Annotated in this window: 11 protein-coding genes; 6 read left to right on the top strand and 5 right to left on the bottom strand. The window is 73.1% G+C overall.

Annotated elements, in window-relative coordinates:
• Positions 1-121: 121 nt before the first annotated feature.
• A complete protein-coding gene (locus FEF34_RS05255; RefSeq protein ID WP_234042282.1) occupies positions 122-1,201 on the bottom strand; it encodes a cation diffusion facilitator family transporter in 1,080 nt (359 codons plus the stop codon).
• A 92-nt stretch (positions 1,202-1,293) separates the two neighbouring features.
• The gene (gene sph, locus FEF34_RS05250) at positions 1,294-2,295 is read right to left on the bottom strand and encodes a sphingomyelin phosphodiesterase (RefSeq protein WP_138052067.1); all 1,002 of its coding nucleotides are present in this window, start codon (positions 2,293-2,295) and stop codon (positions 1,294-1,296) included.
• Positions 2,296-2,572: 277 nt separating this feature from the next.
• Between sph and FEF34_RS05245 the strand changes: the two genes are divergently transcribed.
• The gene (locus tag FEF34_RS05245) at positions 2,573-3,490 is read left to right on the top strand and encodes an oxygenase MpaB family protein (protein ID WP_138052066.1); all 918 of its coding nucleotides are present in this window, start codon (positions 2,573-2,575) and stop codon (positions 3,488-3,490) included.
• Positions 3,491-3,994: 504 nt separating this feature from the next.
• Here FEF34_RS05245 and FEF34_RS05240 read toward each other — a convergent pair.
• Together FEF34_RS05240 and FEF34_RS05230 are read right to left on the bottom strand one after the other, a co-directional pair.
• Positions 3,995-5,038: a LacI family DNA-binding transcriptional regulator gene (locus FEF34_RS05240; protein WP_138052065.1), complete on the bottom strand. Its 1,044-nt coding sequence runs from the start codon at positions 5,036-5,038 to the stop codon at positions 3,995-3,997.
• A 110-nt stretch (positions 5,039-5,148) separates the two neighbouring features.
• Entirely contained in the window at positions 5,149-6,723 is a 1,575-nt protein-coding gene (locus tag FEF34_RS05230; RefSeq protein WP_138057293.1) for a M1 family metallopeptidase, read from the bottom strand.
• A gap of 287 nt (positions 6,724-7,010) precedes the next feature.
• Here FEF34_RS05230 and FEF34_RS05225 point away from each other — a divergent pair, with 287 nt between their 5' ends.
• The 3 genes from FEF34_RS05225 to FEF34_RS05215 all read left to right on the top strand — a co-directional run bounded on the left by FEF34_RS05225 (position 7,011) and on the right by FEF34_RS05215 (position 10,785).
• Positions 7,011-7,532 (top strand): hypothetical protein, encoded by a 522-nt coding sequence (locus FEF34_RS05225; RefSeq protein WP_138052064.1) that lies wholly within the window; start codon positions 7,011-7,013, stop codon positions 7,530-7,532.
• A gap of 170 nt (positions 7,533-7,702) precedes the next feature.
• A complete protein-coding gene (locus FEF34_RS05220) occupies positions 7,703-8,992 on the top strand; it encodes a M14 family metallopeptidase (RefSeq protein WP_138052063.1) in 1,290 nt (429 codons plus the stop codon).
• A gap of 140 nt (positions 8,993-9,132) precedes the next feature.
• Positions 9,133-10,785, top strand: coding sequence for a BCCT family transporter (locus FEF34_RS05215; protein WP_138052062.1), 1,653 nt, complete (start codon positions 9,133-9,135; stop codon positions 10,783-10,785).
• A gap of 136 nt (positions 10,786-10,921) precedes the next feature.
• On the opposite strand, the gene FEF34_RS05210 is transcribed toward FEF34_RS05215, so the two are convergent.
• Positions 10,922-11,878, bottom strand: coding sequence for an NAD(P)/FAD-dependent oxidoreductase (locus tag FEF34_RS05210; RefSeq protein ID WP_171052831.1), 957 nt, complete (start codon positions 11,876-11,878; stop codon positions 10,922-10,924).
• A 69-nt stretch (positions 11,879-11,947) separates the two neighbouring features.
• Here FEF34_RS05210 and FEF34_RS05205 point away from each other — a divergent pair, with 69 nt between their 5' ends.
• Positions 11,948-12,970, top strand: a complete 1,023-nt coding sequence (locus FEF34_RS05205) for a serine/threonine-protein kinase (RefSeq protein WP_138052061.1) — start codon at positions 11,948-11,950, stop codon at positions 12,968-12,970.
• 207 nt (positions 12,971-13,177) lie between these two features.
• On the top strand, positions 13,178-14,815 hold the full coding sequence (locus tag FEF34_RS05200; RefSeq protein WP_138052060.1) for an ABC-F family ATP-binding cassette domain-containing protein: 1,638 nt from the start codon (positions 13,178-13,180) through the stop codon (positions 14,813-14,815).
• The last annotated feature ends 4 nt before the right edge of the window (positions 14,816-14,819 follow it).

Below are 14,819 nucleotides of genomic sequence, written 5' to 3'. Positions count from 1 at the left end.
GGGGCACGGGCACCGCATCGAGGGCGGCGGACGGTCACCGGGTGACTTGCGCGGCCGGGCCGGGCGGTCGTCGGGGTGAGGCGGTCACACCACCGAGCCGGCAGGTGGCCGATCCGGGCGGTCACCGGGCGATGTGGTGGTCCAGCTCGGCATGCGGGTCCTGGCCGGCCGTGCCCGCGTGGTCGATGTGGACGGTCGTGCCCGCCAGCCGGGGCACCGCGTGGAGCAGGGCGTGTTCGGCGGCGACCGCCACGGCGTGGGCCTGTACGACCGTGAGCCCCGGGTCGACTTCGACCGACGTCTCCGCGCGCAGCGTGTGCCCGATCCACCGCATCCGCACGGCCCCCACGGCCCGTACGCCCGCCACGTGGGCGAGCGCGTGCTCGGCCGCGTCGACCAGGGCCGGATCCACGGCGTCCATCAGACGGTGCCAGATCTCGCGGGCCGCGCCACGCAACACGAGGAGGATCGCCCCGGTGATGACGAGGCCGATGAGGGGATCCGCGTACCGCCAGCCCAGTGCCGCGCCGCCGGCGCCGAGCAGTACGGCGAGGGAGGTGAACCCGTCGGTGCGGGCGTGCAGTCCGTCCGCGACGAGCGCGGCGGAGCCGATGCGGCGCCCCGTGCGGATGCGGACCCTCGCCACCCACTCGTTTCCCGCGAACCCCACGAGCCCGGCCGCCGCGACCGCCGGGAGGTGCGTGACGTCCTGGGGGTCCAGCAGCCGCCGGACCGCCTCGTACCCGGCGAAGGCGGCGGAGGCGGCGATCACCAGGACGACGAAGACCCCCGCCAGGTCCTCGGCACGGCCGAAACCGTAGGTGTAGCGCCGGGTGGCGGCGCGCCGGCCCAGTACGAACGCCAGGGCGAGCGGCAGCGCGGTGAGCGCGTCGGTCGCGTTGTGGACGGTGTCGCCCAGCAGCGCGACCGACCCCGACAGCGCCGCGATGACCGCCTGGACGGCGGTGGTCGCGGTCAGGACGGCGAAGGAGAGCCAGAGGGTGCGCAGCCCTTCGGCCGAGCCTTCGAGGGCCGCGTCGATGCGCTCGCCGTGATGGTGATGGTGATGGTGTCCACGGCCGTGGCCCTGACCCCGCCCGTGCAGGTTCCCGTGTTCGTGTCCGCGATCGCCCGCGGGCCCGCCGGGACGGCCGGCAGTGTGGTCCTCCGCGTGCCCGTGCGTGTGCCCCTGACCCGTCATGGACACCACCATGACAGCCGGAAAGGCCTGCAGCCACTGTCGAAGAGCGGACCCTGACCAGCTGCAAAGGCCTTGCGGCTACGCCTTCTCGGCTACTGCCCGAAGGCGGCGACCGGGTAGTGGTCCGAGAGGTTGGTGTAGGTGTAGTCGGTGCCCCAACTCCTCACCGTCCAGGGTGCACTCCGCTCCTTGATCACGTCGTTCCGCCAGCCGGCCGGGCGGACGTGCCCGGCCCGGTGCAGGACGTAATCGAGGTCCTCGCGCGGCTCGCCCGGATAGCGGTCGGCCGCGATCGAGTTGTCCTGGGGGTCGAAGGAGTACGGGTGCCCGGTGCGGCTGTCCGCGTCGGCGAGCCCACCGTCCGCCAGCATGGTCGCGTACTCGGGTGTGCGCGAGTCGACGTTGAAGTCGCCCGCCACCAGGACCTGCTCGGAGGCCGGGATGTTCTTGGCGTCGAGGAACGCGTCGAGTGCCTTGAACTGGCGGCTGCGCATCCGCGCAGCCTCGCCCGCCGCGCAGCCCGGGTCGGTCGACTGCGCATGGGTCCCCACCACGTGCACCCTGCTGCCGTTCACATCCAGGACCGCGTACACGAAGCCCTTGTTGGACCACCAGTCGGAGCCGCAGGCGTCCTTGTAGACGTACTGCTCCTTGCGCACGATGGGCCACTTGCTGAGGACCGTGACCCCGCCGTCCTCCGGCACCGTCGCCGAGTACGCGCCGCCCGTCGCGTCCCAGCCGCTCTTGCTGCGGCCCATCACGGGAGTCTGGTACGGGTACTGGGTCCGGGCGTTGCGCTGCATCGCGTCGGACGAGGAGTTGTCGAACGCCTCCTGGAGCACGACGACGTCGTTGCCCTGGAAGTACGGGGCCTTCGGGATCTCGGCGGCCCTGTGGTCCTGGCCCCAGTTGGGGTACAGGGTCTTGCTGAAGAGGAAGACGTTGTACGTCAGGACCTTCAGCGAGGGCGTCGCCGCGGCGGTCTGCCCGGCGGGTGAGGCGGACGCCGACGGCGCGGCGACCGCCAGGGTGGCGGCGGCGACCGCCGTGGCGAGGGCTGCGCCGGACGCGCGGCGGAGCACGGATTGCGGCACTGGAACTCCCGTTTCTGGTGGGGGTGGGGGTGGGGGTGATACCGGCGGACATCAAAGCAGCGGCAGTTACTTTCGGGTAACCGTCAGGTGCCGGGTTTCTTGCCGGAGTTCCACGTTCCTGGGAACGTTTGCGGACCGGTCGAGTCCCGGGGTCCTCCAAGGGGACTTCCCGGGACGGATCGGTCCCCCACTGCCCCCTCGTCCGGCCGTGATCGCATACTGGAGTTGTGAGAGCGCGCGCGTCGCACCGCGCCCATCGGCCTCCGGGAGCACACCGATGACCAGGCCGCAGGAGCCCCTGACGCGGAAGGCGGACGGCACGGGCGGGCCGGACCCCCTGCCCCCGCCGCCCGGCGGCGTCCTGTGGACCCTGGTCGGCGACGTGCGCGGGCTGCTCATGCTCCCCGCCGCGCTCGCCCTGCAGGTCGCGCACCCGGCCGTCGGCGCGGGCGTCGACGAGCACTCCGTCTTCCGCACCGACCCCTGGGGCCGCGGCGAGCGCTCACTGCGCTCGCTACAGCTGTGGGTGTACGGCGGGGACGCCGCCGCCGAGGAGGGCCGTCGTCTGCGCCGGCTGCATCGGGGCATTCAGGGCACCGACAGCAGGGGCCGCCGCTACCACGCGCTCACCCCCGAGTACTACGCGTGGGTCCACGCCACCGGCTTCCCCGTCCACCACCACGCGATCCGCTATCTGTACCGCCCGTTCACCGAGGCCCAGGAGCGACGGCTCTACGCGGAATGGCTGAGCGTGGGCAGGGTGCTCGGCATCCGGGACCGCGACATGCCGGGCACCGTCGAGGAGTTCTGGCCCTACTACCGCAAGGTCCTCGCCGACGAGCTCGAAGCCACCGCCGTCGTCCGGGACCTCCTCGCCACCGACCGCGGTCTGCCGCCGCCCGCCCTCGGCCCCCTGCCGCTGAGACTGCTGCTGCGCCTGTGCTGGCCGCTGGTCCTGCCCCGGTTCCTCCGGCTGAGGCGCTTCCTCACCGTCGGGCTGATGCCGCCGGACGCCCGCGAGGCGATCGGACTGCCGTGGACCGCCGGACAGGAGCGGCGGCTGCGGCGTTTCGGCCGGGCCGTCAGAATCGTCGTGCCCCTGCTTCCGGAGCGGCTGCGCTATCTGCCGCAGGCCAGACGGGCCCGTCGCCGGGCCCGGGCCGAGGGCCGGCTGCCGAAGGCGCGCCCGAGGTGACGGCTCCTGCGCGGCGGCCGGCGTTCTGCCTCCCGGGCGGGGACGATCCCGGGTCGCCGACGCCGATTCACCGCGTCACGGCGAGCCGCTGCGCCGCGTCGTCCGCCCGGTGTGCCGATGCCCTTACGGGGGAGGGGTTCGGGTCGCCGGCCCCGGGGCCGGGCCCTGCCGGAGAGCGGGACGCTCGCGCGGGGGCGCGGGCCCCGGACTCGGGTCCGCCGGGTGGTGTGACGCTCGCGCCGGGACTCGGGTCCGCCGGGTGGTGTGACGCTCGCGCCGGGACTCGGGTCCGCCGGGTGGTGTGACGCTCGCGCCGGGACTCGGGTCCGCCGGGTGGCGTGACGCCCGCGCCGGGACCCACGTCCTGGCCGGGGCCGCCGGACGCCGCGCCCGGACTCGTGTCCTGCCGGGACGCATGGTGTTCGCTCCGGGACTCCCGCAGAAGTCCCGGGCCGCGGATGCTCGCGCCGGCGCCGGCGCGAGCATCCGCGGCCCGGGGGCCGTTCAGGCCGTCGCGCGCCGTACCAGCAGGGTCGGCGTGATCACCGAGGCCGGGGGAACGGTCTCCGTGTCCCGCCCGTCGAGCAGAGCCATCAACAGCCGTACCATCAGCCGCCCGTTGCCCTCGATGTCCTGGCGGACCGTCGTCAGTGGCGGATCGGTGGTCTCCGCCACCGACGCCATGTCGTCGAAGCCGACGACCGCGATGTCCTCCGGTACCCGCAGCCCCCGCTCGTGCAGCAGCCTCAGGGCCCCCGAGGCCATCAGGTCGTTCGAGGCGAACACCGCGTCCGGCGCCGCCGGACCCGCGTCGAGCAGCGCGGCCATCGCCGACTCCCCGCTGCGCGCCGTGAAGTCGCCCTGGGCGGTGAGCCCCGGGTCGGCGTCCGGCAGCACGTCCCGGTAGCCGTGGAGTCGGTCGAGCGCCGACGTCTGGTCCCGGGGGCCGGCGATATGGGCGATCCGGGTGCGGCCGAGGCCGACGAGATGGCGCACCGCCGCACGGGCCCCGCCCCGGTTGTCGCAGTCGACGTACGGCACGGCGTGCTCGGAGCCGGCGCCCGGCCCGCCGGGGCGGCCGCCGAACACCGCCGGGACCCCCGACCCCAGTACCACCGAGGGGAGTTCGTCGCTCTCGTGGAGCGAGAAGGCGAGCGCGCCGTCGACGTGGCCGCCGCCGAGATAGCGGGCTATCCGGTCGTGGTCGTCCGGGCCCTCGACCCACAGCAGTACCAACTGCGAGTCGTTGGCGCTCAGTTCACGGCTGATGCCGCGTACCTGGCGTTCGAAGAAGGGATCGGAGAACACCCGGAACTCGGGCTCCGCGATGATCACGGCGACCGCGCCGCTTCGCCGGGTGACCAGACTGCGGGCCGCCTGGTTGGGTACGTAGCCGAGCTCGGCGACCGCTTCGCGCACCCGGTCGGCCACCGGGGCGCGCACCCCCGCCCCGCCGTTGACGACGCGGGACACCGTGGCCCTGGAGACCCCGGCCCGTGCGGCGACGGCTTCCAGGGTGGGTCTGGGTCCACTGCTCCGATCGGGCACGGGACGCTCCTCACCGGCGGTGTCCGTACGGGTGGCACAGGTCGTGCCGGGTCAGCGTAGCCGCAGGTGCCGCGGCCCCGGAGCGGGGCGGCGGCACCCGATGGCACGGGTCAGTCGCGCTGGTCGCGGCCGTGACCGCGGTCGTGGTCGTGCACCGTGTCGGTGGCGGCGATCCTCCGGTACGACCTGGGCTCGGCGGGCCGGGCATCGGACCGGGTGACGCCGGGTGCCTTCGAGACCCCGCTCGGCGGCGCCGCCGCGGCGGGCGCGGCCGGCCTGGACGGCTCGTACAGCCAGGTGCGGAAGAGGTCCGCGAGCGGTGTCCCGGAGACCTCCTCGGCGTACTGCACGAAGTCGCCGACGCTCGCGTTGCCGTCGGCGTGCGCGGCCGGCCAGCCCTTGAGGACCGCGAAGAAGTCCTCGTCGCCGATCGCGTTGCGCAGCGCCTGCAGGGCGAGAGCGCCGCGGTCGTACACGGCGATGTCGAACTGCCTGTCCGGCCCCGGGTCGCCCGGCTTCACCGTCCAGAAGGGATCGTCGGCCGGGTGCAGGGCGTAGATGTAGTCGGCCAGCTCCTGTGCCGTGCCCTCGCCCTCCTTCTCCGACCACAGCCACTGGCTGTAGCGGGCGAAGCCTTCGTTGACCCAGATGTCCTTCCAGCCCTTCACGGAGACACTGTCCCCGTACCACTGGTGGGCCAGTTCGTGCACGACGACCGAGACGTTCGCCCCGTTGGCGAACTGCCGCGGGCTGTAGAACGGCCGGGTCTGGGTCTCCAGGGCGTACCCGCTGGGCACGTTGGGGACGTAGCCGCCGAGCGCGTTGAACGGGTACGGCCCGAAGACGCCCTCCAGCCACTCCGCGACCTCGGCGGTCCGCTCGACGCTGGCCCGTGCCGCGCCCGCGTTGCCCCCGAGGTCCTTGCTGTAGGCGTTGAGGACCGGCAGTCCGTTCGCGGTCGTGTCGGTGGTGATGTCGAACTTCCCGACGGCGAGTGTGGCGAGGTACGTGGCCTGCGGCTTGTCGGACCGCCAGTTGTAGCGGGTCCAGCCCAGCCGTGACGAGCGGGAGCGCAGCACGCCGTTGCTGATCGCCTGGGTGCCGTCCGGGACCGCGACGGAGATGTCGAAGGTGGCCTTGTCGAGCGGATGGTCGTTGGACGGGAACCACCACACGGCCGAGGCGGGCTCCTGGGCGGCGACCCCGCCGTCCGGGGTGCGGTGCCAGGCGGTCCAGCCGTCGATCTTCAGTTCCGAGGGTTTTCCGGAGTACCTGACGACCACCGTGACCGGGCGGTTCTCCTCCAGCGGTGCGGCCGGAGTGATCTCCAGTTCCTGGCCGCCGCTCCGGGTGAACCCCGCCGTGCGGCCGTTCACCCGTACCTCACTGACCGTCAGGCCGAAGTCGAGGTTGAAACGGGAGAGGTCCTGCCGGGTGGTGGCGAGAATTGTCGCCGTGCCCTCCAGGAGGTCCGTTGCGGGCTGGTACCTCAGCCGGAGGTCGTAATGCGCCACGTCGTATCCGCCGTTGCCGCTGGACGGATAGTAGGGGTCGCCGATGCCCGGGGCCCCGGGCGCGCCCTGTCCCCCGGGGGACTTCCCGGGACCCCCGGCGGCGGCGGACGCCGGGATCGCCAGCAGAAGAGATGCCGCAACCGCGCTCGGGACGAGAATTCTGCGCTGCACGAATGCTCCCAACATCAGGGGGTGCTGATCACATCACGGGGTGTTGATCTTTTCGGACCCTATTCACGCGTCCGGCGCTCCGGCGTGTCCATGGCGCCTTCCGTCGCACGAGCGCCATTCGGCCGACCTGGCGCCCGGTCTCCCATTCGTCGCTCCTGTCCTCCAACGGCCCACTACTGCCCTCTGTCGCACGGAAGTTGACGGGAGTACCGTCCGCCCATGCCGATACGTGTGCCGCCCGTCCGACTCACCGGCAGAACCTCGCCGCCGCGGTCGCAGCCGCTCCGATGTCCGTCCCCGTCCCGCAGAGCGGCGCACACGGCGCCGCGCCCCGGGACAGCGGACCCGTCCACTCCTACGACGACGCGATGCGGGAGTCCGTCTGGGGCGACACCCGGCGCGACGGCGACGGCGGCGGGGGCGATCGCGACGACCGCGTCGACGTCGACACCCTCCGGACACGGGATCCGGCGCAACATGGCCGGAAAATACCCGTCACCATGGACGCCGGCCCGAATTACTCCTGCTGCGGGCGCGGCAGGGAGAGCCGGCGGAGAACCTGCGGCGCACACGGGAATCCCGTCGCCCTCCCGCGGTACCGCGACCACTGCTTCGTGCAGTGCGGCTACGGCTTCGCGGTCGACCCCGCCGGCACCGGCCGCTCCGACGGCTGCGCCGACGTCGGGGGCCGCTTCGACGTCCAGTCCGCCGAGGCCGTCGTCGACCGGCCGAACGGCCGCACCCGTGCCCTCGCCACCGCACCGGGACCCGGGGCGCCGCCCCCAGGACCACCGGGGACGCAGGGATGATCGGCAAGAGCCGGGACGGCGCCGTCGCCGACGGACGCGGCCCATGGCCGACATCGAACGCACCCCCGGACAGTGGTCCACCGGCCGCGTCCGGCCCTCGGCACCCGGCTCGACGGAGTGAGCGCACCACGTCCGATCCGATCCGACCCGTCCCCGGAGGCAGCGAACCGATGCACCGTCGTATCCGCACTTTCGCCGCGGTGGCCTGCGCACTCGCCGCCGCGGTCGCCGTACCGGCGCCCGTCCGGGCGGCCGCCGCGCACGCCGATGTGCCGCGCACCGGATTCGAGGACTCCGGTGGTGCCCGCTGGACCACCCAGCCTGAGGAGTGGGCGTTTCTGGACGCCGTCGACCGGTCGAGCGACCGCGTGTCGCTGAGCACCATCGGCAGGACCGGACAGGGCCGCCCGCTCCAACTCGTGCGCATCGGCGGCGACCGGCCCACCGCGAACACCGTGCTGCTGATCTGCAGTCAGCACGGCGACGAGCCGTCCGGCCGTGAGGCGTGTCTCACCACGGTCCGGGACCTCGCCCGGGCAAGGGACGCGGGAACCCGCCGCCTCCTGGCCCGTACGACCGTGCTCGCCATCCCGACCGCCAACCCCGACGGACGCGCGGCCGGCACCCGCGGCAACGCCGACCGGGTGGACGTCAATCGCGACCACATCGCGCTGAGGACCGCCGAGGGCCGCGCCATTGCCGCCGTCATCCGCGACCGCCGTCCCGACATCGTCTACGACCTGCACGAGTACGGCGCCACACCTCGCTACTACGACAAGGACCTGCTCACCCTCTGGCCGCGCAACCTCAACACCGCCCGCGATGTGCACCGAGAGGCCCGCACCCTCTCCGAGACCTACGTCCGCCCCACCGCCGCCGGCGCGGGCTTCAGCAGCGGCATCTACGGCATCTGGACCGATCCCGTCACCGGTGAGCCCGTCCGGCAGGTCGCCGGCGACGGCCAGGAGCGCATCCTGCGGAACACGGCGGGGGTGAAGCACTCCGTCGGCCTGCTCGTCGAGACCCGGGTCGATCCCCTCACCGACGCCGAGAAGGCGGACCCCGCTCTGAACAACCGGCGTCGCGTCGCTTCCCAGCTCGCCGCCCTGGACGGCGCGTTCGCCTTCGCCCGCGAGCGGCGCGGCCGGATCGAGGCCGCGACCACAGCGGCCCGGCTCGCCGGATTCGCCGATCGCGGCCCGGTGTGGACCGGCGGAGCCGACAACGACCCCGCGACCGCGGACGAGACCATCCAGGACCCGCCCTGCGGCTACCGGCTCACGGCCGCGCAGTTCTCCGAGGTCAGGGACGAACTCGCCCTGCACGGAGTGGTCTCCAGGCCCACCGCGGACGGCGCGGTGGTACCGCTGCGGCAGGCGCTGCGGGCGCTCGTCCCCCTGCTGCTCGACGAGCGGGCCGCCTACCGCCTCACGGTCGGGAACCCGATCACCCGCTGCTGATTCCGTATGAACCGCGTCGTATGTGGTAGGAGGGCCTACGGAGAACGAAGCCCGGCTCCGTTTACCCGCGAAAGGGGCCTTCAGTGCCGCATGACGAGTCGCACGACGCAGAACAACCGGACGGCCAGGGAGATCCGCCGGTGACGGACGTCGTCGGCCGTCCGGACGTGACGAGGTACGGCCACGTCACGGACCGGGTCGTCTTCGGGGTCACCGCCGTCCTCACGGTCGCGTTCGTGGTCTGGGGCTCCATCGCCACGGACGACCTCGAGCGCATCTCCAGCGGCATGCTCGCGGGCCTCATCCACAACGGCGGCTGGGCGTTCGTCCTGGCCGCCTCCGGCTTCGTCATCTTCGCCCTCTGGCTCGCCATGAGCCGCTACGGACGCATCCCGCTCGGCAGGGAGGGCGAGGAACCCGAGTTCCGCACCGTCTCCTGGATCGCGATGATGTTCAGCGCGGGCATGGGCATCGGGCTGATGTTCTACGGGGTCAGCGAGCCCCTGGCGCACTTCACCGACCCGCCGCCGGGCACCGATCCCGCCGACGCGGCCCAGGCCATGGAGACCGCGATGGCCACGACCCTGTTCCACTGGACGCTGCATCCGTGGGCCATCTACGCCGTGGTCGGGCTCGCCATCGCGTACAGCACCTTCCGGCGCCGGCGCCGCCAGACCGTCAGCGCCGTCTTCGAGCCGCTGATCGGCAGGAAGCACGCCTACGGGTGGGGCGGGCGGCTCATCGACATCCTCGCCATCTTCGCCACGCTGTTCGGTTCGGCGGCGTCCCTCGGACTCGGCGCCCTCCAGATCGGCAGCGGGGTCAGCGAACTGGGCTGGATGACGAAGGTCAGCACGGCACTCCTCGTCGCCATCATCGCGGTGCTGACGCTCGCCTTCGTCCTCTCCGCCGTGTCCGGCATCGAGAAGGGCATCCAGTGGCTGTCCAACACCAACATGGTGCTGGCACTGCTGCTCGCCGTGTTCCTGTTCGTCGCCGGACCGACCGTCATCGTGCTCGACCTCCTCCCCACCTCGATCGCCACCTACTTCGGCGAACTGCCGCAGCTGATCGGCCGGACCGAGGCGTCCAGCGGTGCCGGGGTCGCCGACTGGCTCGGCAGCTGGACGGTCTTCTACTGGGCCTGGTGGATCTCCTGGACACCGTTCGTGGGCATGTTCATCGCCCGCATCAGCCGGGGCCGGACGATCCGCCAGTTCGTCGGCGGAGTGATCCTCGTGCCCAGCACGGTCAGCCTCTGCTGGTTCGCGATCTTCGGCGGTACGGCGATGACGCTCCAGGAGCGCGGCCGGCTGGGCGGCGAGACCACGCCCGAGGGCCAGTTGTTCGCGGTGCTCCAGCAGTACCCCGCCGCCACCGTCACGAGCATGCTCGTGATGGTCCTGGTCGGCATCTTCTTCGTCTCCGGAGCGGACGCGGCGTCCCTCGTGATGGGGACGCTCTCACAGAAGGGCGCCCTGGAGCCGGGACGGTTCGTCGTGGTGTTCTGGGGCACCGTCACCGGCGCCGTCGCGGCCGTCATGCTGCTGATCGGCGGCGGGAAGGGCGACGCCCTGGCCGGACTGCAGAACCTCACGATCCTGGTCGCGGCCCCGTTCCTCGTCGTGATGATCGCGATGTGTTTCGCGCTGATGCGCGATCTGCGCCACGATCCGATCATCGTGCGCGGTGAACGCGGCGAGGAGGTCGTCGATCTCGCCGTCATCGCGGGTCACGAGAGGTACGACGGGGACTTCGAGCTCCGGATCGGCCCCACACCGCCGGAGAAGTGAACTCCGGCCCCCGGCGCCCTCACCGGCCGCCGTGGCGGCGTGACCGGTGACGAGGACGGCCCGCGACGACGGCGGCCGGCCGCTGCGGCGCCGGCACCTCGCCGCGCGGTCGCCGCGGTCCGGCCGGACCCACCGGTCAGCCCACCAGGTCCGCAGCCGCCCTCGCGCAGCCCCAGGCGACCGTCACCCCCGCTCCTCCGTGCCCGTAGTTGTGGACCAGACGGGTGCCGTACGGGCCCGGAACGGCGGCCAGCCGCACCCCACCCGAGCGCGCCGGGCGCAGTCCGACCCGGTGGGCGAGCACCTCGGCCCCGGCGATCTCGGGGCGCACCCGGGCGCAGCGGCGGACGATCGCCTCGGCCGTCGCCGGGTCCGGCTCCAGCGACCATGACCCCTCGACCGCCGTACCGCCGAGGACGAGCCGGCCCGGTTGCGGGAAGAAGTACGTCAGCTCGCTCGACGCCTCGTCCGCGGCCGCGTACCAGGTGTCGATCCCGGGGTTCTCCACCAGTACCAACTGGCCCCGTACCGGTGTGAGTTCCGGGTCCGGAACCAGCTCGCGCGCGCCGAGCCCCGTGCAGTTGACCACGACCGGGGCCCCGGCCGCGGCCTCGTCGAGCGAGCCGGCCGTGCGGAGCTCCACGTTTCCGCCCGCCGCCTCGAACCTGGCCCGCAGCCAGCCCAGATGAGCGGGCATGTCGATCAGCGGCAGCCGTGCCCACAGCCCGGACGCGACCCCAGCCGGCCGCTCCTCGGGCGCCAGTTCGCGCACCATTCCCGTGAGTTCCCGGGCCCAGGGCCCGAGCGCGGCGGGCGACAGGCCCGGCTGCACTCCCGGCACCAGCCGCACCCCGGTCTCCTCCGGCCGCTCCGCCAGCTCCTCGTACACCCGGAGCGACGTGAGCGACCACGCGCCGACGAGCGCCTCGGGTTCGATCCGGTACGGCCACCACAGGGCGCCCGCCACCGCGGACGTGGTCGCCCCGGCGGGCTCACGGGTCCACAACCGCACCCGCCGCCCCCGCCGGGCGAGTTCCACCGCCGTCGTCAGTCCGATGACCCCGCCGCCCACCACGATCACTTCGCCGCTCATGGCGGGACCGTACAGCGCCGATCACCGCCACCGTGCTCACATCGCGCCAGGGCTGGGGATACTCCGGACATGTCAGCCGAGTACGCGACGTTCGCCCTGGCCCCTGCGGTACGTGCCGGGGGATTCCTCGCCGACGGAGGTTTCGAGGTCCACCGCGACTTCCTGGACTTCGTCGTCGACGGCCGCCCGCTCCTCCTCCTGCTCTCCGACGTCGACGCCGTCTCCCCGCTGGCCTCCGACGTGCCCCCGGCGATCCTCACCCGTCAGGTACGCGGACTGCTGCTGGACGCGGAGGCCCCGCTGCCGGGCGGCCGCCACGTCCTCTACGGCTGCCCCGAGTGCGAGGAACTCGGCTGCGGAGCCGTGACCGCCGTCATCGAGCGGCAGGGAAACGACGTCGTCTGGCGGGACTTCGCCTGGCAGACGGACCAGACCGCGGACCTGGAGCTCAACGGCTACCACGGGACCGGGCCCTTCCGCTTCCGCGCCGACGCCTACCGGGCCGCACTGGAACGGCTCCTCGACGGCACCGCCGTCGGACCGCGCCGCAGGGTCCTCCTCGTCGGGGCCCGTCCCGCCTCCCTCACCAAGCTCGCCGCCGCCCTCCGGACCATCGGCATCGGCGCCGACATCGCCCGTGACACGGTGGCGGTTCCGGCGGAGGAGCTGCGGGCGTACGGCGCCGTCGTCCTCGGCGGTGCGGTCACGGAGACCGAACGGGCCGCGGTCCGGGTGGCCTTCGGCGATTCCGGGGCCGACGCCGCCTGCGTCGACGCGCTCGCCGACGTCGTGCCGCTCATCGTCGCCCAGGTCGAGCAGGCGCTCGACCGCGGCCCCGCCGAACACCGCCGGCTGACCGGACTCACCGCCGCCGGGCGTACGGCGTCGGTGACGGTCGCGTCCGCCTGCCGTGTCCGGCTGGTCGCCTACCGCCTCGACCGGCTCCACCGCACCCGCACCCACGAGGTCTTCGACGGCGCCCTGGAGCCCGGCACCCACCGGATCCCGCTCGACGGCAACGCCGTGAAGGGCCGGGCGTTCGTGGTGGCCCGCGCGGCCGGGGGAGTCCTGGTGGCGGCCGTGGCGGACTGAGCCGGGCGCCCCGGTCGGGACATCCTGATCGGCAGGGGCTGGACGTCCCGGTCACCGCGCTGCTCGCCGAGGGCCGGGCGGGTGGCTCCGGGCACCGGTGTGCGGCGGGACGCTCTGGGCGCACGGTGTCACGGTGCGTGTCGGTCACCCACCGGTTCACCCGGGCTCCGCGCCGCCGCCGGTACTGCCCTTAGGATCTGTCCCCTGATGACCGCAACCCTCGTCGCCAAGGACCTCGCCGCCGGACACGGCGACCGCACCCTGTTCGCCGGGCTCGACCTCGTCGTCGCCCCCGGCGACGTGATCGGCCTCGTCGGCGTCAACGGCGCGGGGAAGTCCACCCTGCTCCGGCTGCTCGCCGGCCTCGACACACCGGAACGCGGTGAGCTGCGGCTCTCCCCGCCGACGGCCTCGGTGGGCCACCTCCCGCAGGAGCCGGAACGGCGGGACGGCGAAACCGTACGGGAGTTCCTCGCCCGCCGGACCGGGGTCGACGTGGCCCAGCGCGCGATGGACGAGGCCACCCAGGGCCTCGTCGACGGCACGCCGGGCGCCGACGACGCCTACGCGGCGAGCCTCGAGCGCTGGCTCGCGCTCGGTGGTGCCGACCTGGACGATCGCGCCGAGGAGGTCGCAGGCTCGCTCGGCCTCGCCATCGGCCTCGACCAGCCGATGACCTCGCTCTCCGGCGGCCAGGCCGCCCGGGCCGGGCTCGCCTCCCTGCTCCTCTCCCGCTACGACGTCTTCCTCCTCGACGAACCGACCAACGACCTCGATCTGGACGGCCTGGAGCGGCTGGAGGAGTTCGTCACCGGCCTCCGCGCCGGGACGGTCGTCGTCAGCCACGACCGCGAGTTCCTCAACCGCACGGTCACCAAGGTCCTCGAGCTCGACCTCGCCCAGCAGCGGATCACCCTCTACGGCGGCGGCTACGCGTCCTATCTGGAGGAACGGGAGACCGAGCGGCGGCACGCCCGCGAGGACTACGAGGAGTACGCCGACAAGAAGGCCGCCCTCGAGGGCCGGGCCCGGATGCAGCGGTCCTGGATGGACAAGGGCGTCAAGAACGCCCGGCGCAAGGCGGGTGACAACGACAAGATCGGCCGAAAGTTCCGCAGCGAGGCGAGCGAGAAGCAGGCCGCGAAGGCCCGCCAGACCCAGCGCATGATCGAACGGCTCGACGTGGTCGAGGAGCCCCGCAAGGAGTGGGAGCTGCGTATGGAGATCGCGGCCGCGCCCCGCTCGGGGTCGGTCGTGGCGACCCTCCGCGACGCGGAGGTGCGACGGGGCGACTTCCGGTTCGGACCGGTGTCGCTGCGGATCGACTGGGCCGACCGCGTCGCCGTCACCGGTGCCAACGGCGCCGGCAAGTCGACGCTGCTCGGCGCCCTCCTCGGCCGCCTCACGCTGGACTCCGGGCACTCGGCCGTCGGTTCCGGGGTCGTCGTCGGCGAGGTCGACCAGGCCCGTCGGCTGTTCCACGGCACGGACTCGTTGCTGGACGCGTTCTGCGCGGCGGTTCCCGACACCGAGCCCGCCGACGTCCGCACCCTGCTCGCCAAGTTCGGCCTCAGGGCGGACCACGTCCTGCGCCCGGCGATCAGCCTGTCCCCGGGGGAACGGACCCGGGCGGCTCTCGCGCTGCTCCAGGGCCGGGGCGTCAATCTGCTCGTCCTCGACGAGCCCACGAACCACCTCGACCTGCCGGCCATCGAACAGCTGGAGTCCGCGCTCGCCTCGTACACGGGCACGCTGCTCCTGGTCACCCACGACCGGCGGATGCTGGACACCGTCCGCACGACCCGGCGCCTGGAAGTGGCGCACGGCAAGGTCACCGAGTCCTGAAGAA

It is taken from the genome of Streptomyces marianii (genome assembly GCF_005795905.1).
GTDB lineage: Bacteria > Actinomycetota > Actinomycetes > Streptomycetales > Streptomycetaceae > Streptomyces > Streptomyces marianii.
Note: the sequence above shows the minus strand (reverse complement) of the source record. Positions and strands in the feature narration are given on the sequence as shown.